Source organism: Bradyrhizobium erythrophlei (assembly GCF_042430365.1).
Classification (GTDB): domain Bacteria; phylum Pseudomonadota; class Alphaproteobacteria; order Rhizobiales; family Xanthobacteraceae; genus Bradyrhizobium; species Bradyrhizobium erythrophlei.
This window is the reverse complement of the sequence record NZ_JBHMET010000274.1, coordinates 394,902-420,260: the sequence shown is the minus strand read 5'-3', so window position 1 is coordinate 420,260 and position 25,359 is coordinate 394,902. Positions and strand designations below refer to the sequence as shown.

Below are 25,359 nucleotides of genomic sequence, written 5' to 3'. Positions count from 1 at the left end.
ACAGAAAATGGCGATCGCCCCGGATTTACTGATCGTGACGGCCACGATCGAGCCATCGGTCGAGAAGGAATGGAATGCGTGGTACAACGACGTACATCTTCCGGAGATCGTCGATTGCCCCGGCTTCGAGTCGGCTCAACGGTACGTCGCCCAGGACAGCGACGGCTCGCGCAGCTATGTCAGCGTCTATGAACTGTCGGCCGCCAATGCGCTCGAGAGCGCCGAGTTCGCTGCGCGGCGTGGATGGGGTCCCTTTGTCGAGCAGGTGAAATTCAAGACGCTGCGTTACGCGCAGATCGCACAAATCGTGAGGTCGTAACATGGAAGCCGAAAGCTGGTACTGGCAGAAAACCTGGAGCGATTTCCGCCGCGGAACACGACGGATGTCGATGAATTGGGAAGGCGGTCGCGCGGAAATCCTCGTCTATGAGGAGGGGGTTCCGCGAACAGCGGCCGCAGTTCTGGCCAAGCTGCCGATCGAATTGCCGATGGTGCACGTTGCCTGGAGCGGGGACATGTTGATGGGCGCGCGCTCGGTGCCGATCGGTTACAACGAGGCGGAGAACCACACCCGCCTGGTACGGCCCGGCGATGTCGCCTTTGACCCGAAGTACGACGAGATCACCGTGACCTACGGCACGGCGGAAGCCCGCCTGCCGTCCGGTCCGAACACGCTGACGGTCTTCGGATCGGTGGTGAACGGCTTGGAAGAGTTCGGCAGATGGGCCCGCGCGCGGCGGTTCGAAGGCGTGGGTGTGGTCACGTTTGCTCCCATTCCTTGAAGGCCCGCGAGATGGCTCAGATGGCCAACAAGGAGAGCGGGGCAGGCCGTTCGCGCCGAGCGGCAGCGCGGGAGCGCTTGTTCGGCGACTGGGTCAGTCGCACCCTGCTCTTCGGCACATCATTGGTCGTGGTCATATTGTTCGTCGTCGAAGCGGTCTTCAGTTTGTTGTGGGCGTTGGGTGGTGAATTTCGACACTACGCATTGCTCTTCGTGCGCTGAAGGACGAACGCCGCTGGTTAGACTCGTGTTTGCCTAGTCATGATTGAGGGCCCCAGTCCCTGAGGACGCCGATCCCGATGATGGGAAGCGTCGGGGATCGTCGCCAAGGGCCCGTTGCAAAACCATCGGCTGGTCGCAGCAGAAATGAATCTGGCGACACGCCTCACCCAGAGGGGAGTCGTGTGTCATGATTCGTAATAGCTGGTACGTCGCGGACTTCGGCCGCAATTTCAAATTCGCGCTTCAGAAGAAGGTCATCACCGGCCTTCCCATCGTCATGTGGCGTACGCTCGAGGGCGAGGTGGTCGCCTTCGATGGCCGCTGCCCGCACAAGGGCTTTCCGCTGTGGGAAAGCAATCTGTTGAAGGACGGTACCCTGCAATGCGGCTACCACGGCTTCTGCTTCAACGGCAGCGGCAAATGCACTGACGTGCCCTCGCAGCGCGACCTGCCGATCGCCCCAACGGCAGATCTGAGGCGTTATCCCGTCACCGAGCAGGATGGCCTGGTCTGGATCTGGCCTGGCGATCCCGCGAAGGCTGCCGGCGTGAAAGCGCCCCGCATTCCCGAGCTGTCGAGCGGGGAATACGAGTTCGTTGCGGCCGACCCGCCGCAAAGGGTGCGGGCCAACTATCGCTTCCTGATCGAGAACATCCTCGACATCACCCATCTCTATCCGCTGCATGACGGCAATATCGGCAACCTGTCCAACTCCTTCATTCCGGCCGAGGTTGTCGAACGCCAGCACGAGGGCAATCCGTTCGTGATGACGATCCGAAAGGTGCAGAATTACGAGCTCGCGCCTTACTTCAAGCGCTGGTTCGATCTCGACATTGTCGACCGGGAGCACACCCACCAGATGGTGGGTCCCGGGCTGATTCGGGTCGATCTGCGTCTGGCGCCTCCCGGCAAGCTCGGCACCGACCAACAGCGCGGCTACATCGTCGCTAACTGCAACACGCCGATCGACGAGCACAATCTCGAGTGGCGGTGGATCATGATGACCAAGCGCGGCGAGCGCTTCCCCGCCGATCCGACCATGACGCTGGTGCAGGGGATCGCGTCCGAATTTCCCGATGTCGCGCTGGAAGACGTCTGGGCGCTGGAGAAGCAACACGAAGCGCTGGAGTACAGCCCGGAGTTCGCCGACGGCTCACTGTTCCGCGAGGTCAACCTTCGCGCCGACAAGGGAGTCGTCACGGCGAGGCTCGCACTGTCGAAAATGGCACAGGCCGAGGGCAACCGCTTGTTCGGGATTGCCGTGCCCGATCGCGACAAGAAGGCAAGCGCGGCGTAGTCAACGCGGTCGTAGCGGCCGGAGAAATTCGGCCGGCCGCTGCGAGGACATCAACTCGAGCTCGGATGGCGGGTCGCCTGCATTGACGGCCGCTGCTCGAAGCGGGCGAACCATGCGGCCGATTGCGGATGCCGGGAACGCCAGCCGCAGTCGGGAAAGCGCAGATCGAGATAACCGAAGGCGCAGGCAAAGCTGATCGTTCCGATGTCGACACGTTCGCCAAGGGTGGGGGCGGCCGTCTCGATCGCGGCGATGGCGGTTTCGACCTTGTCCATCTGACCGTCGAACCAGGGCTGCCAGAGCTTGTCGGCCGGCCGGACCGCAGCTTCATAACGTGAGAGCAGGGCGGCGGTCAGGATGCCGTCACCCACGGTCTGGTCGACGAGCGCGCGCCAACGCTGGGCGCCCGAGCGCGGAAACAGCGCGCCGCCGGCGAGATCGTCGAGATACTCGCAGATCACGCGGCTGTCGGCGAGCGGCGTTCCGTCGTCAAGCAGCAGTGTCGGGACCTGTCCAAGTGGGTTGTGCGCGATGATGGTCTTGTCACGGTTGATCGGATGGGCCGCGCTGGGGAGATGCTCGATCCGGTCGGCGAGGCCGAGCTCGTGGGCTGCGACCAGCACCTTCCGGACGTAAGGAGAATACGGCGAATAGTAGATCTTCATGGTTGCGCCTCATCTTGCGTCGCGTTGGCGAGTTCAAGGCCGGCGATGTAGCCGAAGGTCAGGGCCGGCCCGAGCGTAATGCCGGCGCCCGGATAAGCACCGGCCATGATCGAATTCATGTCGTTGCCGGCCGCGAACAGGCCGGAAATGGGGTGACCATCGCCATTTAGCACCCGGGCCTTCGGATCGGTCTTGAGGCCGGCGGCCGTCCCGATGTCGCCGGGAAAAACCCGCACGGCGTAGAACGGCGGCTTCTCGATCGGTCCAAGACAGGGATTGGGACTGTGCGCGGGATCGCCGAGATAGCGATTGTAGGCTGTGCTGCCTTTGCCGAAAGCTGGGTCATGACCGCTGGCGGCTGCGCGATTCATCTGGGCCACGCTGTCGGCGAGTGCCGTCGCATCGATATCGAGTTTGCGCGCGAGCTCGGCGATACTGTTGCCGGCCACGAGATAGCCGCTGTCGAGAAAGCGCGACAACGATCGGGCGGCCGGCCTCACCAGGCCGAGACCGTAGTTGCGTAGGAAATCGGCGTCGCAGATTAGATAGGCGGGTATGGTCGGAGTGGTCTCGTGGGCGCGATGCATCGCCTCGATGAATTCGTGATACGAAGTCGCCTCGTTGACGAAGCGCCGACCGGCTTGGTTCACGGCGATCACGCCGGGCTTCTGACGGTCGAGGATCAGATGAGGGAAGCGGATCTCGCGGCCCCCCTTGTCGCGCATGACAGAGACCGGCGTCCAGAATGCATTGCCGATGTTGTCGGTTTCGATCGCAGCCCCGGCTTCGCAGGCGAGGCGCAGGCCGTCGCCGCTGTTGCCGCTCGGCGCCATCGAATAGTGTTGATTGGCGTGAGGCAGCATGTGCGACTGCATCGATGTGTCAGCAGGAAAGCCGCCGGTCGCCAGCACGATTCCGCGCCTTGCACGGATCCGCGACACGCGTCCGTCGCGCGTGACCTCGAGCCCGACCACGCGTGGCCCGTCCAGCATCAGTTTGGTTGCGGCGGTCTCGGTGCGCAGCGGGATGCCGCGATCGAGCGCGGATTTCAGCAGGCGGGCAGCGAGCGCGTTGCCCATCAGGAGGCGGGTGCCCCGAGGATAGCTCAGGCGATCGAGGCCGAAGCGCAGCAGCAGCTTGGTGGCATCGCGGAAGTTGGCCCAGGACGAGCGGATGCCGAGCAGCGTGTCGATGTCCTTGCGTCCGACCATCATGCCGCCGAACACCAGAAATTCCCGGATCGGTGTGCGCAGAAGATTGAACTGCTTGCCAAGCTCGCGGCCGTCGAACGGCGCCGGATCGATGGTGCGGCCGCCGCTTGAGGCGCCGTCGAGATCCGACTGATAGTCTGGAGATACGGCGCGCGGGATGAAGCGGAGTGCGGTGTTGGTCTCCATGAAACTCACCATGCGCGGACCGGCATCGAGAAAGGCCTCGATCATGTCAAGACGCAGGCGGTTTCCAAGGATAGCCCGCAGATAGGTGAGCACCGCCTCGCGGCTATCCTCCACGCCCACCTCGCGGCTGTGCGGATTGAGCGGTATCCAGACCGCACCGCCTGAGACCGCCGTGCTGCCGCCTATCGCGTCAGTTTTCTCGATCACGACCACGTTGAGACCGTGGTGCGCGACGGTCAGGGCGGCGGCCATGCCGCCGGCGCCGGAGCCGACGACGACGACATCATGTTCCTCGTCGAACCGCTGTGCAGAAATGGGTGGTGTAGTCGTGCTCAAATCCCGAGTCCTCCTCCGAGCGACTTGCCGCCGTCGACCAGCAGTGTCTGGCCGGTAATGAAATCCATCGTCGGTGACGCCAGGAAAGCTACGGCATTGGCAATATCCTGTGGCCGTCCAGCTTTCCCGGTCGGCTGCAACGCAAGCTGCGCCTTGAGCCGTTCGGGTGTCAGTGCCGCCAGCAGTGGCGTGTCGATCAGTCCCGGCGCCACGGCGTTGACCAGAATGCCGCGCGGCGCGAGCTCCATCGCGGTCGCGCGCGTGAAACCCACCACGGCCGCCTTGGATGCAACGTAGTGGGCGTGGTTGCGGGCCCCGAGAAAGGCGCGGGAGGCAATGTTGACGATCTTTGCGCCGGGCTGCATGCGCGCGGCGGCCGCCTGGGACAGCGCGAACAGGGCGACCAGGTTGATCTCGTACATTCGCCGGAAATCGTCCGCGGTGAGGTCGAAGAACGCGCGTTCGTCGAAGATGCCGGCGTTGTTGACGAGGGCCGCGAGCGGTCGATCCCGCGCCACCAGTGCATCAACCGCCTCGCGGTCGCCAAGGTCGATGGCGGCCGCGCGCGATGTAACGGTCGCCGTCGAGATGTCGGCGGCGCAGGCCTCCGCCGCCGCGCCGTCGCGGTCGAGGACGATGACCTCGAAGCCGTCCTGCGCGAGCCGGGTGGCGATCGCCTTGCCGATGCCCCGCCCGCCACCGGTGACGAGCGCGAGAGGCGGTTGAGCCGAAGGAGTTGTCATGGCTTTTTCTCCGTGGGATTCGGCCCAGGGCTCTTGCGCGCGAGATCTGCGCCGTGACGATGCGTCAGGAAACCCGCCGTGAGACCGCCGTCGACCTCGAGCACGGCGCCGTTGATGTAGGCGGCCTCGTCGCTGAGCAGGAAGGCGATCGCATCAGCCACTTCAGTTGGTTGAGCCAGCCGCCCGAGCGGCGTGCGGTCGAGCATGACATCGTCGAGGAAGGCGTTCGGAATGCCGTCGCGGATCATCGGCGTATCGACGCCGTTCGGCGCCACCGCATTTACGCGCACGCCGCGATGGCCCCATTCCACCGCGAGTGTCTTGGTGAGGCCGACCAGTCCCCATTTCGAAGCGGCGTAGTTGGCCCGACCTGGCTGGCCGCCCTTCGCGGTGATGGACGCGATGGTGACGATCGCCCCACGTCCTTGCGCAAGCAGCACGCGCCCGACGGCGCGACACGTGAAGAAGACACCCTTGAGGTTGATGTCGAGCACGTCGGAGAAGGTCGCATCGTTCATGACTTCGGCCGGGGCCGCGCGCGCGATACCGGCGCAGGGGACGGCGCCGTCGAGTCGACCGAAATGGCGCGCAGTATGGGCGACAAAGGTGTCTGTCGCGACAACGTCACGCGTGTCGAGCGCCTGCACAACCACGGGCGTTCCGGCGGCGGCGAGCGACGTTTCCAGGGCCGACAGGCCTGCCGCATCGAGATCCGTTGCCGCAATGGCCGCGCCTTCGGCAGCGAGCCTGCGGGCGACGGCCTCACCGATGCCGCGCGCGGCACCGGTAATGAGGAAGGCCTTGCCGGCGAAGCGTCCGTGTCGCGACGCCATGATCAACTGCCCAGATAGGTGCGCTTGACCGCCTCGTCCTGCCGCAACGCATCGGACGCGCCTTCGAGCACAATCTCGCCGTTCTCGAGGATGTAGGCATATTGCGAGGCAGCGAGCGCCACCGCAGCATTCTGCTCGACCAGCAGGATGCTGAGCCCGTCGGCGTGCAGGCGTGCGATGATGTCGAAGATCTTCTGCACCAGCACCGGTGACAGGCCAAGCGAAGGCTCGTCGAGCAACAGCAGCCGCGGCCGCGCCATCAGGGCGCGTGCGATCAGAAGCATCTGCTGCTCGCCCCCGGACAGCGTCCCCGCTTTCTGTTTCAGCCGCTCGCGCAGCACCGGGAAGTAGTCGAAGGCGCGTTCGAGATCGCTGCGGACCGCAGCAGAATCGCGACGGCTATATGCGCCCATTTCGAGGTTCTCGCGGACACTCATGTCGCGGAACACCTCGCGCCCCTCGGGGACCTGGGAAATTCCGGCACTGACCACATGATGGGAGCCGAGCCGGTCCAGCGGCTTGCCTTCGAACCGGATGGAGCCAGCCGTCAGCGGCACCAGCCGCGAAATCGTATTGAGCGTCGTGGTCTTACCGGCGCCATTGCCGCCGAGCAGCGCCACGATCGAGCCGGCGCCCATGCGCAGGCTCACGCTGCTCAACGCCTGGATGCGGCCGTAGGCCGCTGAAACGCCGTCGACTTCGAGCAGGTCAGGCATGCGCAGCCTCCTTGCCGAGATAGGCCTCGATCACCGCCGAATCGTTGCGAACCTGCTGCGGCGTCCCTTCCGCGATCTTGGTGCCGAAGTTGAGCACCGTGACCCGGTCCGAGATCGACATCACGAGCTGCATGACGTGCTCAACGATCAGCACCGTGAGCCCGTCCGTCCTGACGAGATCCGTCAGCAAACGGTCGAGAGTGGCAATCTCACGGTTGCGCAAGCCGGCCGCGGGCTCGTCGAGCAGCAGGAGCCGTGGGCGGATCGCCAGTGCACGCGCCAGCTCCAGCAATTTCTGATGGCCGAAGTCCAGATTCCTGGCCTTGTGATCTCGGTAGGGCCCAAGACCGGTACGCTCGATCACGCTGTCGACATGGCGCATGACTGCGGGCGGCTTCGCCTGCAGCCAGTCCCGCCAGGAGCCGCCGCAATGCGCGTGCGCTCCGATCATCACGTTTTCCAGCACGCTCAACTCGTTGAAGAGCTCGAGATTCTGGAACGAGCGGGCGATGCCGCGCCCGGCCATCGTTGCCGCCGGGGCGTCGGTTATGTCGGTCCCGTCGAACACGATGCGGCCCGATGTCGGCTGATAGAACCGTGAAATGCAGTTGAAGGTGGTGGATTTGCCGGCACCGTTCGGGCCGATCAGCGCGTGGATGGTGCCACGTTCGACCGCAAGGCTGAAATTGTTCACCGCAACGAGCCCGCCGAAGCGGACGGTGACGTCGTGCACCTGGAGCAGAGGATCAGGCACGGGCGAACCTCTTCATATTGTCGCCGATAAAGGCGAACAGTCCACGTGGCGCGAACATCATGAAAACGATCAGGATCAGCCCGTAGATGATCTCCTGATAGGACGGGGCCTGGCGCAACAGTTCGGAGATCAGGCCAAACACGATCGCGCCGCCGATCGCGCCGGACAGAGAGCCGAGGCCGCCGACCACCACCATGGTCAGCACGAGGATCGTGGTTTGAAAGCCGAGGCTGTCGGGATGGATATAGGTCGAATAGATCGCAAACATGGCGCCGGCGACCCCCGCGAAGAACGCAGACAGCGCAAAGGCGGCGAGCTTCATCGCGCGCACCGGTACGCCCATTGCCAGCGCGGCGACCTCGGACTCGCGCACGGCCCTGAAGGCGCGTCCGAGCCTTGACCGTGCGATCACGATCGTCGCCCAGATCATCAGGATCGTGATGGCAAGCACGACCGGATAGGCCTGCTTGTCGCTGACGATGTCGAAGCCCAACAGGCTCGCGGGCGGGATCCTCAGGCCGTTCGGCCCGCCGGTCACCGATGTCCAGTTCAAGAACACCCACTGCATGGCCTCGCCGAACGCGAAGGTGGCTAGCGCGAGGTAGATGTCGCGCATCCGGAGCGCGATCGTGCCGATGCACAGTCCGACCAGTCCGGCAACAATTCCGGACGCTAGCACCGAGAGCGGGAACGGCCAGCCGAAGGCCTGGCCGGCGAGGCCGCTGGTGTAGATGCCGATGCCGTAGAACGCCGCCTGCGCCAGCGAGAACTGACCTGCCTCGCCGATGACAATGTGCATGCCGAGGCAAAGGACGGCGAAGGTGAGCAACAGGTTGGCGAGGTAGACGATGTAGCCTGTGGCGAAAAACGGGAGCGCGATGAGAGCCATCAGCGCGGCAAGGAGGCCGAGGATGCGCATGGCGGCTCAGACCTTCTTGATCACGATGCGGCCGCCGAACAGGCCTTGGGGGCGCAGGATCAGGACCAGCATGATGACGACGAACGGCGCCAGCGTGATTGCGCGCGACGACACGAACAGCCCGACCAGCTGCTCGACGATGCCGATGATGACGCCGCCGACCACCGCGCCCGGCAGGCTGGCAAATCCGCCGACAATGGCGGCGGCGAAGCCGAGCGTGACGACCGCGCCCATGTCGGCCGTCATCAGCAGCTTGGGTGAGATCAGCAGCGCCGCGACCGCCGAAATCGCGCCCGACAGGCCCCAGATGATCATGTGGATCCGGTTGAGATCCACGCCGACGAGTTGCGCCGCCTTGGGATTCATGCCGACCGCGCGCATGGCGCGGCCGAGCTTGGTGTATCCGAACATCCAGAAGAAGGCCGCCATGACGATCACGGCTGTACCCAGAATGGTGAGATCGAGCCGGGTCACGCTGGCTTGGCCGATCATCAACGAGTCGGTCGACACCAGCGCCGGGAACGAGCGTGGCGTATCGCCGAAGCCGGTCTGGCGGACCAAGCCTTTCAGCACGTAGGAGAGGCCGAGCGTCGCAATCACCAAATTGACCGGGCTGCCGCTGGCGCGCGCCACCTGCGTGAGAACGGCACGGCGGAACAGCGCGGCTCCCGCAAATGCCGCGACGATTGTCATCGGGATCGCTGCCCAGGCGGGCACCGCGCGGAACACCAGCAGATAGAGCGCCACATAGCCTGCCGCCATCAGCATCTCGCCCTGCGAGAAGTTCGGCACCTCCGACGTCTTGAAGATAATGACGATCGCGAGCGCCAGCAGCGCATAGACGCTGCCGACGACAAGACCGGATGCGACGCCCTGTTGCAGGAACAGAAGGACGAGTTGCAGATCCATAAGGGAGCGGCTCAAGAGTTGGATGTCGAGGAAGGGGCTCACCGCGCAGTCGACCCGCGCGGCAAGCGAAGCGTCAGCCTTTGTACTGCCAGCGGCTGGTATAGACGCCTGGCTGCAGTACCTGGCTCGCGCCATCGAACTTGATGAAGATGGTCGACTTGTTTGCGGCGCGCTCGGTGGGGCCGAACACGACCGGGCCCGCCATCACGCCGCTCTCGAAATGCTGCTTCTTCATCGCTTCGAGCACCTTCTCGCGGGTCGGCTGCGGACCGGCCTCCTTCAGGGCGTTGACGATGCTCATCGCCGACGGGATGCCGTAGGGCATGTAGGCCTGCGGATGGTCGGGCTTGGCGGCGAGATCGGGATAGGCCTTCTTGTACATGTCGTAGACCCATTTGATCTTCGGGCCGCCGGGCAGGTCCGCCAGCACATCCTGCACATAGAAATTCTTCAACGCGTCCTTGCTGCCGACATTGTCGACAAGCTGCGACAGGTTCGCTGTGCCGGTCACGGAAAGAATGATCGGCTTGTTGAAGCCGAGCTCGTGGGCCTTCTTGATCAGGAGCGCGGCCGGACGCGCATAGGTCACGATCGCAACGGCGTCGAGATTGGCGGCTCGCAGCTTGAAGAAGGGGGCGGTGACGTCGGTGATGGTCGGGCTGATCGATTCAACCAGGAGGTCGACCTTATGTTCTGCGGCGTCCGCCTTCGAGCCTTCCAGATTCCACGCGCCGTAGGCGTCGTCGTGATTGATGTAGGCGATCTTCTTGGCGCCGAAGGTCTTCGCCGCGAAGTCGACGATCGCGCCGCCGACCGCATATTGCGAGATCGAGAAGGCACCGAAGATATAATCCGTCGGCGGATAGAGCGCTCCGTCGCCCGAGGCGTTCAGCATGACCATGGGAATCTTGGAACGGACGACGTAATCCTTGGCGGCGACGACTGCGGCCGAGCAGGAACCGCCGTTCAAGAGAAACACCTGGTCCTGCTCCACGAGCTTCTTGACCGCTGCGACGAGATCATTGGCGTTGCAGCGGTCGTCCTCCATGACGACCTCGATCTTGCGGCCGTGAATGCTGCCTTCCGCGTTGACCTTGTCGTAGTACATGCGCGCTGCATTGGCGACGTCGAAGCCATAGGCCATGTTTGGCCCGGACAACGGAGCGAACATGCCGATCTTGATGGTCTTGTCGGTAACTCCAGGCTCCTGGGCGAAGCAGGTCGCGGGCAGGCTCGCTGTGGCCAAGCTCGCTGCGATGGCCAGCATTTTGAGCGAGCGGTATTCTCCAAGGGACATCGTTACTCCTCCTCCTCTTTTGTTGTCGCTTATTGCATCCGGTAGCCGCCGTTGACGTCGATCGTGACGCCGGTGATGTAGGAGGCGCCTGGAGAGACCAGGAAGCGCACCGCCGCCGCGACGTCGTCGGGCGTACCGAGCCGGCCGAGCGGAATCTGCGCCGAAGCCCTCTCGTCGTCGGCGGGATCGAGGGAGAGCCGCAACATCGGCGCATCGATCAGGCCGGGCGCGACCGCATTCACGGTCACGGCGCGTGGAGCAATCTCGCGCGCCATGGCCTTGGTGAGGCCGAGAACAGCGGACTTGCTGGCGATGTAGGATGCGCTCGAGCGATAGCCGCCGAGTTGGGCCGCAACCGATGACAGCGTAACGATACGTCCGCCGGCGACGCGCTCGGGCAGGCGCGCTGCGAATTCACGGCAGCACAGGAATGTCCCGGTCGCGTTGATGTCCTGGGTCTTCTGCCATTCGGCCAGGTCCGTCTCCGCGACAAGGTTGCGCGATCCGTCGGGGCGCAACATCAGGACTCCCGCGGCAGTGACCAGAATGGCGATGTCGCCCAGCGCGGCCTCGGTCCGATCAAATGCCGATCGGACCTCCGTCTCATCGGAGACATCCGCGACAATGGAAATGTGACCTGTGCCGGCGAGCTGCGGCAGAAGCGCCTCGAGCGCTTCCTGATCGCGATCGAGAACGGCGAGACGCACGCCGTCTGCAGCCAATCCCTTGCAGATTGCCGCACCAATCCCGCCGCTCGCCCCCGTCACGACGGCGGCACGCCGCTCCTGCCCAACCACGCGTTTGTGCTCCCTGACCAAGATTGGATACAATCCAAGGCTAGTTGGCCCAAAATGTCAATCCTGTTGCAATTAAGAGAGCAATATTTTATCCAATTGTCGATTTGGATGTGGATCAAAGCTTGTGACCAGCGCATCGGACGTCACTGAATTGCTGCGCGAGCGCATCCTCTCGGGCGATGTGCCATCGGGGGCGCGACTTCAACAAATCCCGCTCTCCGAGGCGCTTGGAGTCTCGCGCACACCGTTGCGCGAAGCGCTGGCGCAACTCGCAAAGGAAGGGCTGCTGATTTACGAGCCCAACCGGGGTTATGCAGTCCGGGCATTCTCAACGGCCGAAATCGGTGCGGCCTTCGAGGTGCGCGCGCGGCTCGAGGCGCTGGCTTGCGGTATCGTCGCGACGCTTGGGGCGCCGGGAGAGGTGATCGACCGGCTGCGCGATTGTGTTGTCGAGGGGGACCGCATTCTGTCGAAGGGCATCCTGGATCCGGAAGATCTGGCCCCGTACCGGCGGATGAACGTGGATTTCCACGAGACCATCATTCAGACCTGCGGAAATCCGTTCGTCAGCAGTTTCGTGCGGCAGTGCCACAACGTGCCGATGGCTTCAGATCGCGTGTTCATCTGGGAGGACTATCACGTCATCGCGCGCTCCCATGACGATCACCACCGGATTCTTGACGCTATCGCGAAGCGCGAGCCGCAGCGGGCGGAAAGCCTGATGTCCGAGCACATCCACTTTGCGTGGCTTGTACTGCGCAAGAAGCTCGAGGGCGCTGCTGCTGGCGATTCACCCGACTCGGGTTCAGGTGGGCTTGGCGACCGGAGCGTTATCTGATTACGATAGGGGCAGACCTGTCGCTCCGAGAAACGAGCCGCGAAGAATGCCGGCGTCACTGTTTGCCAATTTGATGGAGCGGCCGACGTTGAGCCGCGTCCTGATGCGGACGCTGGTCGTGATCGCCTACATCATCATCTTCGCGCCGGTCTCGATGATCGTCGTGACCAGTTTTTTCGCCCAGCAGATCGTCAGCTTTCCGCCGCCGGCGTTAACCTGGCACTGGTACGTCAACGCCTGGGACAAACCGGAATTCCTGCGCGGCCTGATCACAAGCCTTCAGGTCGCCTTGCTCGCGGCCGCGGCCGGTGTGCCGATCGGGACGGCGGCGGCGCTTGCCATCGTGCGCGGCGAGTTTCCGGGCAAGCAGGCGATCAGTACGCTGCTGCTCGCGCCGCTTGCAGTGCCCGGTGTCGTGGCCGGCTCGGGGCTCTACATGTTCTACGTGCTCGCGGAGAACGCGCTCGATCGCGACATCAAGGCGACGACGGAAGGGCTGGTCGCCGCCCACGTTCTGCTCGCCATTCCCTGGACAGTGCGGCTCGTGGTTGCGAGCCTGCAAGGCCTCGATCAGGCCGCGGAGGAGGCTGCGGCCAATCTCGGCGCGAGCCCCTTCACGGTGTTTCGCCGCATCACGCTGCCGATGATGCGACCGGGCATCGTGGCGGCGGCGATGTTCTCATTCATCCAGAGTTTCGAAAACCTTGACCTTTCGCTGCTGCTGGTCGGTCCCGGCCGGATTACGCTCCCGGTTGCGATGCTCAACTATCTCGAATTCCGGATCGACCCGACCCTCGCCGCGGTGGCAACGGTGCAGATCCTGATCGTCGGTGTGCTCATGGTCGTGACTGATCGCTTCGTTAAATTGTCGCGGGTCGTCTGATGGCAAGCCTGTCGATCGAAAATCTGACCAAGCGGTTCGGTACCTCGCTCGCCGTCGATCGTCTCGATCTCTCCGTGCAGGAGGGCGAGCTGGTCGCGCTGCTCGGCCCCTCTGGCTGCGGCAAGACCACCACCCTGCGCATGGTTGCAGGATTCCTCCCGCCGACCAGCGGGCGTGTGCTGTTCGACAGGGACGACGTCACCAATTTGCCTGCGCACAGACGCTCTACCGGCATGGTGTTTCAGTCCTATGCCCTGTTTCCGCACATGACCGCTGCGCAGAATGTCGGCTTTGGGCTAGAGATGCGCGGGCTCGGTGCCGCCGAGCGGCAAGCCAGGGTCGAGGAGGCGCTGAAGCTGGTGCGGCTGGCGCATCTTGCAGGGCGCTTTCCGCGCGAGTTGTCCGGCGGACAGCAGCAGCGCGTCGCACTGGCCCGCGCGCTGGTGATCAATCCGAAGCTCTTCTTGTTGGATGAACCGCTTTCCAACCTTGACGCCAAGCTGCGTGCCGAGGTCCGGATCGAGATACGTGCGCTGCAGCAACGGCTCGGACTGACCACGCTCCTGGTTACGCACGACCGTGAGGAGGCACTCACCATGGCCGACCGTCTCGTCGTGATGGAAGGGGGACGGGTTCGGCAGGTCGGCTCGCCACGCGAGCTTTATGACGAGCCGCGGGACGCGTTCGTGGCCGATTTCGTTGGGCGCTGCAATATCCTGTCGGGCCGGCGTGAGAACGAGACCGAGTTCCGCACCGAGAGCGGGCTCGTGTTACCGGTCGACACAACGCCGAACGAGAGCAACAATGCGAATGTCTTTGCGCTGCGACCGGAACGGATTTCGGTCGAGCCCGGCGCGAAGGGCAGTCTCCATGGTGCCGTTCAGGCCGTGACCTATCTCGGCTCGCAGACCGAGTACCATGTCTGCATCGGCAAGGAGGTTTTCGTTGTGATTCAGCAAACCCCAGGCGCAAACGAGCCGCTCGCCGCAGTCAAACCGCAAGATCAGGTTTCGCTGCGGTGGGACTGCAAGGCCCCGCGGCTGGTCCCGCATACGTCCCTTTGAGGAAGATGATCATGATATCGCGACGTCATTTCTTGTCTGCCGGTGCCGGAGCGGCGACCATGCTGGCATCGGGCGCGCCGGTCGCGCGTGCGGAGTCCAGCCAGGTTGTGGTCGGCACCTGGGGCGGCGATTACGGGCAGCTGCTCAGCGAGCTGATCGACAAGCCGCTGCTGGCGCCGAAGGGCGTCGAGGTGCTGCAGGATGTCGCCAATGCCGATCCAAGGAAAACAAAGCTTCTGGCTGAGCGGCAAAGCCGGCGCGGATCGATGGACGTCGCGTGTCTCTCCGACAGCGATCACTACATCGTCGCCGGAACCAATGCGTTCGAGGCGGTCGATAGCGCGAAGGTTTCGCGGCTCGACAAGGTGTTTCCGGAACTGCGCACCGACACTGCCATTCCGCACATCTATTCGGCGCAGGTGATCCTCTACAACGAGAATTTGGTGAAGGCCCCGCCGACATCCTGGGCCGAGCTTTGGGATCCAAAATGGCGTGGCCGTGTCGGACTTGCCGATATCCTTTATCCCAACAACACGTTGGCTGCAGCGCTAGCCGGTGGCGGCGGCGTCTCGAACTACGATCCCGCCGAACAAAAGCTGATGGAGCTGCGGTCGCTGGACGTCAAGATCTATCCGTCCAACGAGGCGCTGGCGGCCGCGCTCAAATCCGAGGAAGTCTGGCTCACGGTGATGTGGCTTGCGCGCGGCTTCATGTGGAAGAAAGCGGGTATCCCGCTCTCCCACATCGTGCCCAAGGAAGGCGCGGTGTCGATCGTGTTCGAAGCCAGTGTTCCACGCAATGCGCGCAACAAGGAGGGGGGCTTCGCCTATCTCAACGCGATGCTCGATCCTAAGGCGCAGGCCGCTTTCGCCGACAAGATGGGATATGTGCCGACCGTGTCGGATGCCGTGCTGCCGGAGGATCTTGCAAAGCAGGTCAGCCTGAGCGAGGCCGACCGCGCAAGACTCCTGAAGCCCGACTACAAATATCAGACCGAGCGCGCGCAGCGCACGCTCGATTTCTGGAACAAGCAGTTCAAGGGCTAGCGCTTCGATCCTGACACTCACCCGCGTTGCGGCAGGTGCTTGGCGAATGTCGGGATCAAGGTATCACGAGCAGGTGGTCGCTGCTGACGGAGCTTCCGATTGACGTTCACTGACAAGAATAGCGACGGGAAGGAGGCGAACGTCAAATCCGCAGCGTCCGGCATGGCGCTGTTGGTGCTGCCGGCCTGCCTGCTTGTGCTCGGCCTCCTGATCGGACCGATGATGCTGATGTTCAGGATCTCGCTCAATCGGTTCAGCCCGACGCAACTGATGATCGAGGCGTTTTCGTTCGACAATTACGCGCGGGCGGCGGCGGACCCCTACTATCAGGAGATCATCCTGACGACGCTGGGAATGGCGCTGCTCTGCACGGCGTTGACGCTCGTTATTGCCTTTCCAGCAGCTTATTGGCTGGGGCGCCTGCAGAGCCGCTGGAAAAGTCTGGTCGTGATCGCGACATTGTTTCCGCTCCTGGTCGGAAACGTCGTCCGTTCCGCCGGATGGATGGCGCTGTTCACGCGTGAGGGGTTGATCAACACGGCGCTCCTCAGGGCCCATGTGATCAGCGAGCCGCTAACGCTGATATATACGCCGAAGGCGGTCGTGTTCGGCATCATCGCGGTGGTGCTACCTTACATGATCCTGACCATCGCCTCGGTGATCGAGAGCATTCCCCGTGACCTGGAGGATGCAGCCGCCAATCTCGGCGCCTCCGCCATGCAGAGATTCTGGCGCGTGATCCTGCCGATGTCGGCGCCGGGCGTCGCGGCGGGGTCGATCCTGGTCTTCGTATTGTGCATGAACACCTATGCAACTGCGGTGCTTCTCGGCGGGCCGCGGTTCAAGATGATGGCGCCGGCGATCTTCGATCAGTTTGTGCGAGGCAACAACTGGCCGATGGGCGCCGCGCTGGCGTTCATGCTGCTCGCGGTGACCATGAGTTTTACGATTTTTGGCAGCGTCGCCTTTGCGCGTCGCTATCGGGTGAGATAATCGCGGAACGCTTAAGGATATCCGCTAAACAAGAAGGAAACGCTCCATGGCTGATCAGGCGAAGGCGGAAGTTCCCCCGGGCGATGAACTCGCGGTCATCCGCAACAAGGGGGCGATCCCGGTCGTCGCGAAGGCGACGTCGCGGGATCGCGGCATCGGGCCGTTCAAGCGGCTCGCGCTGCGCGGCGCCACTGTGATTGACGGCACCGGCGCGCCGCCGATCGGCCCGGTCGACATCATCGTGGAGAATGGCCGCATTGTCAGCCTGAAGAAGGTCACCGGCTACGGCGCCGGCCCAGGCGAGCCGGCCGATCACGAGATCGACTGCCGCGGCAAATGGGTGACGCCGGGCTTCGTCGATTGCCATGCCCATGCTGGTGTCGCCTACCACTCCGCCAATGGCTGGGTGCCGCCGGTTGACTATGTCTACAAGCTTTGGCTCGCCCATGGCGTCACCACCGTGCGCGAAATGGGCTCGATGAATGGCCTCGGCTGGGTCATCGACCAGCAGAAGCGGTCGAAGGAAAACACCATCGCGGCACCGAGGCTGCTCGCCTACGCTTATTTCCCCGCGGTCAACGACATGGTCAAGACCATCTACACGCCGGAGCAGGGCCGGGAGTGGCTGCGCAAGGTCAAGGAGCGCGGCGCCGACGGCATCAAATTCTTCGGCGCGCCGCCGGCAATCATGGAGGCGGCGCTCGATGAGTGCAGGAAGCTCGGCCTGCGGTCCGGTTGCCATCACGCGCAGATGGCGGTGACGCGCATGAATGCGCTCACCACAGCGCGCTGGGGCCTGACCAGCGCCGAGCACTACTACGGGCTGCCCGAAGCGCTGTATGAAGATCGCGTCGTGCAGAACTTCCCGCTCGATTACAACTACACCGACGAATATTTCCGCTTCTCGGTCTCGGGGCAGATGTTCGGGCAGGCCGCCAAGCCCGGCTCACCCAAATGGGAGGAGACGCTGGAGAAATTCCTCGAGATCGGCTTCACCTTCGTGCCGACCTTCACGATCTACGACGCCAACCGCGATCTGATGCGCGCACGTCAGGCCTACTGGCACAAGGACTACACCTGGAAGTCCATGTGGGACTATTTCACGCCGCAGCGCGGCGGTCACGGCTCTTACTGGTATCGCTGGTCCACGCAGAATGAGATCGAGTGGAAGGAAAATTATCGGCTGTGGATGGCGTTCATCAACGAGTACAAGAACCGCGGTGGGCGCGTGTGCACCGGTAGCGACTCCGGCTTTATCTACCAAATTTTCGGTTTCGGCTACATCCGTGAGCTCGAGCTTTTGCAGGAAGCGGGCTTCCATCCGCTCGAAGTGATCCGTGCCGCGACCTCGCAAGGTGCGGCGCTATGCGGGATTCAGGATGAGGTCGGCACCATCGATATCGGCATGCGCGCCGACCTGTTGGTGCATGACCACAATCCGCTCACCGATTTCAAGCTGCTCTACGGTACCGGTGCGATGCGGTTCAACGACGCGACCAACGCGGTCGAATGGCACCATGGCCTGAAATACACCATCAAGGACGGCATTATCTACGATACCGAGGAATTGCTGGCGGATGTTCGCGAGCTCGTGAAAGCGAGCTGGGAAAGCGACATTCCGGAGAAATTCGTCTCGCGGGCGGCGGCGGAATGAACGGCGACGTGCTCGATTTCTTCGTGCTGACGGGATTTCTGGGTTCGGGAAAGACCACGCTACTGCGTGATTTTCTCGGGCATCCCGAGGCGGCCGATACAGCGGTGATCGTCAATGAAGTCGGAGAGATCGGGCTGGACGGCGTCTTGCTGCGCGAGGGGAGCGGCGAGCTGCCGATCGCGATGCTGTCGAATGGCTGCGTCTGCTGCCAAATCGGCAGCGATCTGGCCTTCACCATCGACCGGCTCATCATGGCGCCGCGGCCGGCCGGGGCCGGCCCGTTGCGCCGGATCATCCTCGAAGCCAGCGGGCTTTCGATGCCCGGGCCGGTGCTGCGTACGCTCGCGACACTGGCCGAACACCGGATAAGGGTGGCCGTGGTCGGCACGTTCGATCTCACGCGCGGCAGCGACGTCGCGGCGTATGAGGAGGCGGTCGCGCAATGGGCGGCCGCGCATCGCATTGTCGCGACCAAGGCCGACCTTGTCGCATCCGCCGATCTGGATGACGCGCCCTCGATGATTGCGAACGTCAATCCACTGGCCGAGGTCGTTGCGACTGCGGACCGCGCCAGCACGGTGCTTGCGGCATTTGCTCCCTTGACGGCGCTGCCGCGCTTCGACGTTGCCAACGTTTCCGGAAGCGCGCATCCGCGTGTTGCGGTCTGCCTTGTCAGGCCAGTGACCGAGGTCGCCTACGCCGATCTTGCGGCTTGGCTCGACAATCTAGCCGGTGCACTCGGCGAGCGCTTGTTGCGGATCAAGGGATTGGTGCGCGTGGCGGAGAGCGAGCAACCGCTCCTGATTGAGAGCGTCGGCACAACATTCTCGCCACCGCGTCCGCTGCGGGTCGAGGCGGCGCCGGTTTCCTGCCTTGTCATCATCGCGCGCGACACGGAACAATCCGAAGTTGGACAGATCGCGCCGGCTGGGCTTTTTGAACTCTGCTCCTGGAAGACGCCGGATCCGAGCGGCCGGACCGATCGGCTCGCCATCAGGGCCGAGTGGGTCGCGTAACCGATGAGCGACGGCGCCAATCTCGATCATGCCTGGCGCGTATCGCCGACGGCCTATCTGGCGCAACGCCCTGTGGCCTTTCGGCTCGCCGCGCCGCGCTCTCGATATGTCACGATGCGCGACGGCTGCAGGCTTGCGGTCGATGTTTATCTTCCGGAATCGACGGATACAGCCGCCAAGCCAGCCTTTCCGACCCTTGTCTTCTTCACGCCTTACTACCGGCGTTTCAAGCTGCGGCCGGGCGGCGTTGGCGAGGTCAATCCCAACACCGGAAAGTTCCGAGACTTCTTCGTGCCGCGCGGCTATGCCGTTGTGATCGTCGACGTGCGCGGCACCGGCGCCAGTTTCGGCACGCGCGACGGTTTCCGGTCGCCGCGCGAGCGCCACGATAGCCGAGAGATCGCCGATTGGATCGTGGCGCAGCCCTGGTCCAACGGCTCGATCGGTGCGACCGGCATCTCCTATGTCGGTGCGGCGGCCGATTTTCTCGCCTCCACCGGTCATGGCGCGGTGAAGGCGATCGCGCCGATCTCGTCGGTCTGGGACACCTACGTCGACAACTACTTTCCAGGCGGCATCCAACTGAAGTCTCTGACCAAGGTCTATGATGAGCTGATGATCGGGCTCGACCACGACCGGCGCGATATCCTCAGGCAGTTCTCCTATTTCAACAACCCCGATTTCGAGGGGCCGCAACCCGTCGATGAGGATCCGGACGGCGTTCTCCTGAAGGACGCGATCAGGGACCATCTCAACAATTTCCGGCAGACTGATTTTATGGCGGAGTTCAAGTTCCGCGAGGAGGGGCTGCCTTATGACCCCGAATTCAGCTCGGCCACGATCAGCCCGTACTCCGTCGGTCACAATATCCGGCCCGACGTTGCCATCCTTTCGGTGTCCGGCTGGCTCGATGGGGCAGGCTATATGAATGGAGCGATTTCACGCTACCTCACGAAGGAGGGCAATCCTCGTCATCTTCTGCTCGGCCCCTGGGATCATGGCGCACGCATTGACATCTCGCCTTGGAGGCAGGCGGTCGAACCGGATTTTCCACTGCTCGGAGAGCTGCTGCGCTTCTTCGACACCTATTTGATGGGGCTCAAGACCGGCCTGCGCGACGAAGCGCCAATCCATTATTTCTCGGTCCATGCGGAAGAGTGGCGCGCGGCGGAAAGCTGGCCACCGATCAAGGAGCAGCAGACGTTCTTCCTCGCGTCAGATGGACGGCTCGTGAACACGACGCCGCCGGCAGGCGAGGATCGTTATCAGGTCGACTTCACGCTGGGCACGGGTACGGAGACCCGCTATGAGCGCATCGCCGGCATCGACAGCCGTCACTACTATGCGGATTGGCAGGGCCGCAGCGGCAGGATGCTGAGCTATACTTCGGAGCCGCTTGAGACGGCCGCTGAGCTTGCAGGGCACGGGCTTGCCGATCTCTGGGTCTCCGCCAGCGAGCGCGATCTTGCGCTGTTCGTCTATCTCACCGAAGTCGAGGTCGACGGCACCGAGCGCTATGTGACCGAAGGACTGCTGCGGGCGCTGCACCGGAAGGAGCGGCCAGCGCCCGACAGCTATCGCACCATATGGCCGTTCCGCAGCTTCGCGCGTGCGGATGCCGTACCGCTCGATCCTGGCGTGGTCGAGCGTATTCGGATCCCGTTCCTTCCAGTGGCATGGCGATTTTCCGCCGGCAGCCGCATTCGCTTGTCGATCGCAGGCGCCGATGACGATCATTGCGGACAGATACCGCATGGACGCCCGCCGCTCGTGACGATTCGATGGGGCGAGGGCCATGTCTCACGGTTGGAGCTGCCCGTGCTTGCAGGCGACCGATGAGCTGAGGCCCTGAAGACAACTCGCATCGCTATGTCGTGCCGAGCGTTCGAGCCACCAGCACTACGGGCCCATCAAGGCCGCCGTTATGGGGGAGTCGTTCCCAAGGAGACCCAGCGAGTCCAATTCGCCGCGATGAAGATCGACTTCCAGGATAGCCAAGAGCAGGGCCAGGACGACCGCGACATATATGAGCGACGGCGAGGTTTCAGCAGGCGCATCGTCGCGGCGGGGCGAACTCGAATTGCGACGCGATCGCCACAGCCAAATAAAATGCAGATACGCTTTGGATCGTATTTGCATGCCGTTATCCCTGACGTTTCGCATTCAACATAGGAGTCGCTCGTCCCCAGCGCAAGTTGACAAGCCGCCGCGGCACGCGTGGCAAGGACGTTCGAATTCTGCGCTGCAGCATGGAGGCCGAACAACGTCTCCAATCGTTGACCCGGATCGCGCACGGACAGGCTATCTTGCACAGCAACGGCAAAATGCCCGAGCCAACCCGCGAACCGCCGATGAACTGGATCTCAAGTCTGTGCATGGTTGCCGCGTTGTCGTCGTTTGGTCCGACACCGGCACATGGACAACTCGCGGGCCATGGCGGGCCGGTGCGGGCGATTGCGATTAGCGGCGATGGCAACGTTGCGCTGTCAGGCAGCTTCGACACCTCGGCAATTCGATGGTCACTCAAGGCCGAAGCCGCCGAGCAGGTTCTGCGGTTTCATGCCGACGCCGTAAATGCGGTTGGCTTCCTGAAAGATGGGCGAATGGCGACCGCTGGAGCCGACGGGCGGATCGCGATCTGGACGTCCGGCCGGCAGCAGCCGGATCAGGTTTTCGAGGCGCATCGCGCGCCGATCGCCTCACTCGCAGTTTCGCCGGATGGGGCGAAACTCGCCACCGCGTCGTGGGACCACGCCGTCGGCATCTGGCCGCTCGCTGGCGGTGCCTCGCAGATGCTGGAAGGGCATACGCAGAACGTCAACGGCGTTGCCTTCACGCCGGACGGACAATCGCTGGTCAGCGTCGGCTACGATCATGAATTGAGAATATGGCCGATGGTGGCAGGAACACCCGATGTCGTCATGTTGCCATCACCACTTAACGCTGTGGCAGTCGCTGCTGACGGCGAAATCATCACAGGCGGGGCAGATGGGAAAGTTCGATTTTTGACCTCGGATGGCAATGAGACCGGTGACGTATCGACCGGTTCGACGTCGATCGTCGCGTTGGCGTTATCCGCGGACGGTGCGTTGCTCGCTGCAGCTCAAGTCGATGGAGCGGTTGCCGTCCTCGATCGAAAGGCACGGAGCGTCGTGCGAACAATGGCTGCGCAAGGTCCGCGGGTCTGGTCGGTTGCTTTCCTGCCCGACAACGCGACTTTGCTAACGGGCGGCGCAGACGGCAGGATCCGGCGCTGGAGCGTGCGGACTGGCGATTCCCTGGATTCGTCTCTGCATGTCGCGTCGAGCGATCCCCTGGCAGCCTACGCTGGCGATCACGGCGCCGAGGTGTTCAGAGCGTGCGTTGCATGCCACACACTATCCGAAGGAGACACGCAGCGTGCCGGTCCGACGCTTGCCGGACTGTACGGTCGCAGGATTGCGTCGTTGCCGGGCTATCGCTTCTCCGATGCATTGAAGAAAATGGACATCATCTGGACTCCCGAGACGGTGGCAAAGCTCTTTGAGCTCGGCCCGAATGCCTATACGCCGGGGACAAAAATGCCCGAGCAGCGGATCGGATCGGCGGAGGACCGCAAGGCGCTCACGGAGTTTCTGGAGCGGGCGACGTCAAGGTAGCAACGGAGCGGTTGCAGCACTGATTGGCTTAGAACGCGTCCCACTTTTCTGCAGGAAGGTCCGTTAGATTGGGGTGGGCCTTCAGCAATTGAATCACCTCGATGTTCGGATGTTGCTTCAGGGCTTCCGCAACGCAGTTATTTAGGTATTTCCGGCGCGCCAGCCATTTGATTTTCTTGCCCTTCGCTTCCGCTTTGCAGGCCGTGATCGCCTGCTTCAGCGCGACCTTGTCGGCCTTGGACAGGCTGGCCGCCTGGGTGAGCGTGGGCATCGCGATAGCGCCACCGCTGACAAGAACAGCGAAATTGAAGGCGAACCAGGTTCTAGTGAGAGGGGGCATTTTGCCTTCCCACGTTGGTCCGAAAATGGCGAGGTGTCTGTGGGGCAGGAGCCTAATCCTTGATCTCGCGTTGGCGGAGATAATCGTCGGTGGTGCGAGGTGATGCTCGTTCGGGCACGCCGGCAAACGGGTCGAACTGCTGCTCGGTCATGGCAATCACACGGCAGTCGGCGCACATTCTGACCGTATCCAGCCGTTTGTCGCCTGCCGGAAACATCCAGTGTCGGCCTTCAAGTTTCGCTGCGATCTTCTCGATCGTGCTCTTCACGCCAAAGGGTTTGTTGCAGCGAATGCAGAGCGCCGGCGCTTCCTCCTTGATGACTTTGGCCGAAGCCCTGGCGGCACGGAAATCGATCTGCGGCTTTAGCGTAATCACCTTTTCCGGGCAGGTGCTTTCGCATAGGCCGCACTGCACGCAGGCGTCTTCGACGAATTTGAGCATGGGACGTTCGGGGTCGTCGCGAAGTGCGCCGGTGGGGCATACGGAGACGCAGGACAGGCATAAGGTGCATCCGTCCACATCGACGCTGACCGCGCCTAGCGGAGCGCCGGCAGGCAAGGCGATGACATCGACCGGCGATGGCGCCACGCGATGCAGCTCGTGGAGGGCAAAACGAAGCAGATCGCGCCGCTTGCCGACCGTTTTGAAGGTTGCGGGAGGCTGAACCGCGGGTGCTGGCTCTATCGCGCGCAGCGTTCGCCCGAGCACGTCGGGGTCGTCGGTTTCGATCGTCGCCACCCGGCAACCCGAGAATCCGAGCCCGGAGGCAATGGCCTCCGACATCGCGATGGTCTGGACGAGTCCGGAGACGTCATGTAGGGGCTTTGCCCGCAGAAGAAAGCGCACTGCCATTGCGCCATAGGCAAGGGAAGCCACGACCGATTCCAGTCCAACCTGCGTCACCTCGTTGACGGCAAACGGCAGCACGTTGGCCGGAAGGCCGTCGCCGTGGCGGGCGAGCGCATCGATCAGCGCGGTGCCGTGTTGGCCATCGTGGAGCAGGACGACTGCATTGGCGCCGCCCGCGGCGTGATAGGACAACAGCATCGCGCGCAATTTGTGCAGCAGCGCGTCGGCGGGCGGCAAGGCGTAGGTTGCAGCACCGGTCGGACAAGCCGCAGCGCATTGGCCACATCCGGCGCACACCTCAGCGTTGATGTTGACGTGGTCGCCAGCCGGCGTAATCGCGCTGGTCGGACAGAGATCGAGACAGCGATGGCAGCCCGTCAGATTCGAGCGTGAATGGGCACAAAGGTGTGCGGTGAAATTGACGTATTTCGGCTTGTCGAACGTCCCCACGAGGTCCCGCGCCTTGAGGACTGCCTGCAGCATTGCTGACGGCGTGCGTGGATCGGCGCGCAGATAGCCGTCACGAAGGCCATGTGCTGGGAAAAGTGGTGTTCCCCCGGAAAGATCCAGGACGATGTCGCAGCGCGAGGTCAGGCCGCTGCGTGGGGCCTCGAAGATGAAAGCATCGCGCGAGGAGGGGCGGGGGACGGCATAGTCGTCGACCGTCAATTCGAACGCCCCCAAATAGCCCTTGGCGTTGCGGATCGTGCCCTGGACGATCGGGAAAGATGTTCGCGCCGGCGGTGCAATCTGCGCCGGCCCCGTAATCATGACCGTCACGTCGAGATGATCTGCGAGCAGTTGGCCGGCTTCGATCGCAACTTCGTCGCGGCCGTAAATCAGTACGACGCCCTCGCTGGACAAGGTGACGAACGGATAGGCCGGTACGGGCTCGGATGCCGCGGCAAGCAACGCCGCCATTTTCGGGCCTGCCCGCGCTCCCTCCGTCGACCAGCCCGCCTGCTCGCGAAGGTTGACGAAGTCCATGCTTTCGGAGCGTCCTTCCGCCTCATCGGCAAATAGCGGCGCCTCCTGGGTGCAGCCCACAATGAGCGATCCCGCGGAGTTTGCCACATTGCGAAAGCGATCGAGCTCCGCGCGGCAGAGCTGATGGAATTCAGCGATTTGGCTGTTGCGGCACCCTCGCTTGATGGCCGCCGTATCGAGACGCATTGTGTCTTCGCACGAGCAGACCAGGATTGTCTTGGGCGGTTCCGACATGGGCAGCTGCTTGCCTCCTAGCGAGGTCAGCGCGTCCGTGAGCGGACTCGCGCCGACCCGCCCGCTCGGATAAGTTATTCTCGCAAGGGAAGAAAAGGAAGCAGGAGGCCTGCCTGTCGCCGATCGCCCGATCGCGCTCCTCGATTTCGG

At 63.3% G+C, this 25,359-nt stretch carries 25 protein-coding genes; 13 read left to right on the top strand and 12 right to left on the bottom strand.

The features are described 5' to 3' along the window. Positions 1-7 precede the first annotated feature (7 nt). From ACFFWD_RS43870 to ACFFWD_RS43855, 4 genes are all read left to right on the top strand, one after another. On the top strand, positions 8-319 hold the full coding sequence (locus ACFFWD_RS43870) for a DUF4286 family protein (protein ID WP_376975686.1): 312 nt from the start codon (positions 8-10) through the stop codon (positions 317-319). A 1-nt stretch (position 320) separates the two neighbouring features. Beyond that, the gene (locus ACFFWD_RS43865; RefSeq protein WP_376975685.1) at positions 321-782 is read left to right on the top strand and encodes a DUF3830 family protein; all 462 of its coding nucleotides are present in this window, start codon (positions 321-323) and stop codon (positions 780-782) included. Between the two features lie 20 nt (positions 783-802). Beyond that, positions 803-1,003, top strand: a complete 201-nt coding sequence (locus tag ACFFWD_RS43860) for a hypothetical protein (RefSeq protein WP_376975684.1) — start codon at positions 803-805, stop codon at positions 1,001-1,003. 187 nt (positions 1,004-1,190) lie between these two features. Then, on the top strand, positions 1,191-2,300 hold the full coding sequence (locus ACFFWD_RS43855; RefSeq protein WP_376975683.1) for a Rieske 2Fe-2S domain-containing protein: 1,110 nt from the start codon (positions 1,191-1,193) through the stop codon (positions 2,298-2,300). A 50-nt stretch (positions 2,301-2,350) separates the two neighbouring features. On the opposite strand, the gene ACFFWD_RS43850 is transcribed toward ACFFWD_RS43855, so the two are convergent. From ACFFWD_RS43850 to ACFFWD_RS43805, 10 genes are all read right to left on the bottom strand, one after another. Further along, positions 2,351-2,965, bottom strand: coding sequence for a glutathione S-transferase (locus ACFFWD_RS43850; RefSeq protein ID WP_376975682.1), 615 nt, complete (start codon positions 2,963-2,965; stop codon positions 2,351-2,353). Continuing rightward, complete coding sequence (locus ACFFWD_RS43845; RefSeq protein ID WP_376975681.1) at positions 2,962-4,698, bottom strand: FAD-dependent oxidoreductase; 1,737 nt, start codon at positions 4,696-4,698, stop codon at positions 2,962-2,964. The genes ACFFWD_RS43850 and ACFFWD_RS43845 overlap by 4 nt, the downstream gene beginning before the upstream one ends. Further along, on the bottom strand, positions 4,695-5,441 hold the full coding sequence (locus tag ACFFWD_RS43840) for an SDR family NAD(P)-dependent oxidoreductase (RefSeq protein ID WP_376975680.1): 747 nt from the start codon (positions 5,439-5,441) through the stop codon (positions 4,695-4,697). The genes ACFFWD_RS43845 and ACFFWD_RS43840 overlap by 4 nt, the downstream gene beginning before the upstream one ends. After that, positions 5,438-6,274 carry an SDR family NAD(P)-dependent oxidoreductase gene (locus ACFFWD_RS43835; RefSeq protein WP_376975679.1) on the bottom strand — a complete coding sequence of 279 codons (837 nt, stop codon included), beginning with the start codon at positions 6,272-6,274 and terminating at the stop codon, positions 5,438-5,440. The genes ACFFWD_RS43840 and ACFFWD_RS43835 overlap by 4 nt, the downstream gene beginning before the upstream one ends. 2 nt (positions 6,275-6,276) lie before the next feature. Continuing rightward, positions 6,277-6,990 carry an ABC transporter ATP-binding protein gene (locus tag ACFFWD_RS43830; RefSeq protein WP_376975678.1) on the bottom strand — a complete coding sequence of 238 codons (714 nt, stop codon included), beginning with the start codon at positions 6,988-6,990 and terminating at the stop codon, positions 6,277-6,279. Next, positions 6,983-7,744: an ABC transporter ATP-binding protein gene (locus ACFFWD_RS43825; RefSeq protein ID WP_376975677.1), complete on the bottom strand. Its 762-nt coding sequence runs from the start codon at positions 7,742-7,744 to the stop codon at positions 6,983-6,985. Before ACFFWD_RS43825 ends, ACFFWD_RS43830 begins: the two co-directional genes overlap by 8 nt. Further along, positions 7,737-8,663 (bottom strand): branched-chain amino acid ABC transporter permease, encoded by a 927-nt coding sequence (locus ACFFWD_RS43820; protein ID WP_376975676.1) that lies wholly within the window; start codon positions 8,661-8,663, stop codon positions 7,737-7,739. Before ACFFWD_RS43820 ends, ACFFWD_RS43825 begins: the two co-directional genes overlap by 8 nt. Before the next feature lie 6 nt (positions 8,664-8,669). Next, the gene (locus ACFFWD_RS43815; RefSeq protein ID WP_376975675.1) at positions 8,670-9,572 is read right to left on the bottom strand and encodes a branched-chain amino acid ABC transporter permease; all 903 of its coding nucleotides are present in this window, start codon (positions 9,570-9,572) and stop codon (positions 8,670-8,672) included. Between the two features lie 73 nt (positions 9,573-9,645). After that, positions 9,646-10,869 (bottom strand): ABC transporter substrate-binding protein, encoded by a 1,224-nt coding sequence (locus tag ACFFWD_RS43810; RefSeq protein ID WP_376975673.1) that lies wholly within the window; start codon positions 10,867-10,869, stop codon positions 9,646-9,648. 29 nt (positions 10,870-10,898) lie between these two features. Beyond that, a complete protein-coding gene (locus ACFFWD_RS43805; RefSeq protein ID WP_376975672.1) occupies positions 10,899-11,666 on the bottom strand; it encodes an SDR family NAD(P)-dependent oxidoreductase in 768 nt (255 codons plus the stop codon). Positions 11,667-11,790: 124 nt separating this feature from the next. Here ACFFWD_RS43805 and ACFFWD_RS43800 point away from each other — a divergent pair, with 124 nt between their 5' ends. The 9 genes from ACFFWD_RS43800 to ACFFWD_RS43760 all read left to right on the top strand — a co-directional run bounded on the left by ACFFWD_RS43800 (position 11,791) and on the right by ACFFWD_RS43760 (position 22,798). Then, on the top strand, positions 11,791-12,504 hold the full coding sequence (locus tag ACFFWD_RS43800) for a GntR family transcriptional regulator (protein ID WP_376975671.1): 714 nt from the start codon (positions 11,791-11,793) through the stop codon (positions 12,502-12,504). A gap of 46 nt (positions 12,505-12,550) precedes the next feature. Then, positions 12,551-13,387 (top strand): ABC transporter permease, encoded by an 837-nt coding sequence (locus ACFFWD_RS43795; protein WP_376975670.1) that lies wholly within the window; start codon positions 12,551-12,553, stop codon positions 13,385-13,387. Further along, the gene (locus ACFFWD_RS43790) at positions 13,387-14,451 is read left to right on the top strand and encodes an ABC transporter ATP-binding protein (protein ID WP_376975669.1); all 1,065 of its coding nucleotides are present in this window, start codon (positions 13,387-13,389) and stop codon (positions 14,449-14,451) included. The genes ACFFWD_RS43795 and ACFFWD_RS43790 overlap by 1 nt, the downstream gene beginning before the upstream one ends. A gap of 59 nt (positions 14,452-14,510) precedes the next feature. Further along, positions 14,511-15,497, top strand: a complete 987-nt coding sequence (locus ACFFWD_RS43785; RefSeq protein ID WP_376975668.1) for an extracellular solute-binding protein — start codon at positions 14,511-14,513, stop codon at positions 15,495-15,497. Positions 15,498-15,659: 162 nt separating this feature from the next. Beyond that, the gene (locus ACFFWD_RS43780) at positions 15,660-16,490 is read left to right on the top strand and encodes an ABC transporter permease (RefSeq protein WP_376975980.1); all 831 of its coding nucleotides are present in this window, start codon (positions 15,660-15,662) and stop codon (positions 16,488-16,490) included. A 46-nt stretch (positions 16,491-16,536) separates the two neighbouring features. Beyond that, a complete protein-coding gene (locus ACFFWD_RS43775; protein WP_376975667.1) occupies positions 16,537-18,144 on the top strand; it encodes an amidohydrolase family protein in 1,608 nt (535 codons plus the stop codon). After that, positions 18,141-19,160, top strand: coding sequence for a CobW family GTP-binding protein (locus ACFFWD_RS43770; protein ID WP_376975666.1), 1,020 nt, complete (start codon positions 18,141-18,143; stop codon positions 19,158-19,160). The genes ACFFWD_RS43775 and ACFFWD_RS43770 overlap by 4 nt, the downstream gene beginning before the upstream one ends. A 3-nt stretch (positions 19,161-19,163) precedes the next feature. Beyond that, the gene (locus tag ACFFWD_RS43765) at positions 19,164-20,999 is read left to right on the top strand and encodes a CocE/NonD family hydrolase (RefSeq protein ID WP_376975665.1); all 1,836 of its coding nucleotides are present in this window, start codon (positions 19,164-19,166) and stop codon (positions 20,997-20,999) included. Positions 21,000-21,511: 512 nt separating this feature from the next. Then, the gene (locus ACFFWD_RS43760) at positions 21,512-22,798 is read left to right on the top strand and encodes a c-type cytochrome (RefSeq protein WP_376975979.1); all 1,287 of its coding nucleotides are present in this window, start codon (positions 21,512-21,514) and stop codon (positions 22,796-22,798) included. A 28-nt stretch (positions 22,799-22,826) separates the two neighbouring features. Here ACFFWD_RS43760 and ACFFWD_RS43755 read toward each other — a convergent pair whose 3' ends face one another. After that, positions 22,827-23,069 (bottom strand): hypothetical protein, encoded by a 243-nt coding sequence (locus tag ACFFWD_RS43755; protein WP_376975663.1) that lies wholly within the window; start codon positions 23,067-23,069, stop codon positions 22,827-22,829. Positions 23,070-23,190: 121 nt separating this feature from the next. Then, positions 23,191-25,161 carry a 4Fe-4S binding protein gene (locus tag ACFFWD_RS43750; RefSeq protein ID WP_376975660.1) on the bottom strand — a complete coding sequence of 657 codons (1,971 nt, stop codon included), beginning with the start codon at positions 25,159-25,161 and terminating at the stop codon, positions 23,191-23,193. Positions 25,162-25,359 lie beyond the last annotated feature (198 nt).

Coding starts and splice junctions, on each gene's coding strand:
- ACFFWD_RS43785 (WP_376975668.1), top strand. CDS start 14,511: ATGCTGGCATCGGGCGCGCCGGTCGCGCGTGCGGAGTCCAGCCAGGTT.
- ACFFWD_RS43815 (WP_376975675.1), bottom strand. CDS start 9,572: ATGGATCTGCAACTCGTCCTTCTGTTCCTGCAACAGGGCGTCGCATCC.
- ACFFWD_RS43830 (WP_376975678.1), bottom strand. CDS start 6,990: ATGCCTGACCTGCTCGAAGTCGACGGCGTTTCAGCGGCCTACGGCCGC.
- ACFFWD_RS43790 (WP_376975669.1), top strand. CDS start 13,387: ATGGCAAGCCTGTCGATCGAAAATCTGACCAAGCGGTTCGGTACCTCG.
- ACFFWD_RS43860 (WP_376975684.1), top strand. CDS start 803: ATGGCCAACAAGGAGAGCGGGGCAGGCCGTTCGCGCCGAGCGGCAGCG.
- ACFFWD_RS43870 (WP_376975686.1), top strand. CDS start 8: ATGGCGATCGCCCCGGATTTACTGATCGTGACGGCCACGATCGAGCCA.
- ACFFWD_RS43765 (WP_376975665.1), top strand. CDS start 19,164: ATGAGCGACGGCGCCAATCTCGATCATGCCTGGCGCGTATCGCCGACG.
- ACFFWD_RS43865 (WP_376975685.1), top strand. CDS start 321: ATGGAAGCCGAAAGCTGGTACTGGCAGAAAACCTGGAGCGATTTCCGC.
- ACFFWD_RS43775 (WP_376975667.1), top strand. CDS start 16,537: ATGGCTGATCAGGCGAAGGCGGAAGTTCCCCCGGGCGATGAACTCGCG.
- ACFFWD_RS43810 (WP_376975673.1), bottom strand. CDS start 10,869: ATGTCCCTTGGAGAATACCGCTCGCTCAAAATGCTGGCCATCGCAGCG.
- ACFFWD_RS43795 (WP_376975670.1), top strand. CDS start 12,551: ATGCCGGCGTCACTGTTTGCCAATTTGATGGAGCGGCCGACGTTGAGC.
- ACFFWD_RS43770 (WP_376975666.1), top strand. CDS start 18,141: ATGAACGGCGACGTGCTCGATTTCTTCGTGCTGACGGGATTTCTGGGT.
- ACFFWD_RS43755 (WP_376975663.1), bottom strand. CDS start 23,069: ATGCCCACGCTCACCCAGGCGGCCAGCCTGTCCAAGGCCGACAAGGTC.
- ACFFWD_RS43855 (WP_376975683.1), top strand. CDS start 1,191: ATGATTCGTAATAGCTGGTACGTCGCGGACTTCGGCCGCAATTTCAAA.
- ACFFWD_RS43820 (WP_376975676.1), bottom strand. CDS start 8,663: ATGCGCATCCTCGGCCTCCTTGCCGCGCTGATGGCTCTCATCGCGCTC.
- ACFFWD_RS43750 (WP_376975660.1), bottom strand. CDS start 25,161: ATGCGTCTCGATACGGCGGCCATCAAGCGAGGGTGCCGCAACAGCCAA.
- ACFFWD_RS43780 (WP_376975980.1), top strand. CDS start 15,660: ATGGCGCTGTTGGTGCTGCCGGCCTGCCTGCTTGTGCTCGGCCTCCTG.
- ACFFWD_RS43760 (WP_376975979.1), top strand. CDS start 21,512: ATGAACTGGATCTCAAGTCTGTGCATGGTTGCCGCGTTGTCGTCGTTT.
- ACFFWD_RS43835 (WP_376975679.1), bottom strand. CDS start 6,274: ATGGCGTCGCGACACGGACGCTTCGCCGGCAAGGCCTTCCTCATTACC.
- ACFFWD_RS43840 (WP_376975680.1), bottom strand. CDS start 5,441: ATGACAACTCCTTCGGCTCAACCGCCTCTCGCGCTCGTCACCGGTGGC.
- ACFFWD_RS43850 (WP_376975682.1), bottom strand. CDS start 2,965: ATGAAGATCTACTATTCGCCGTATTCTCCTTACGTCCGGAAGGTGCTG.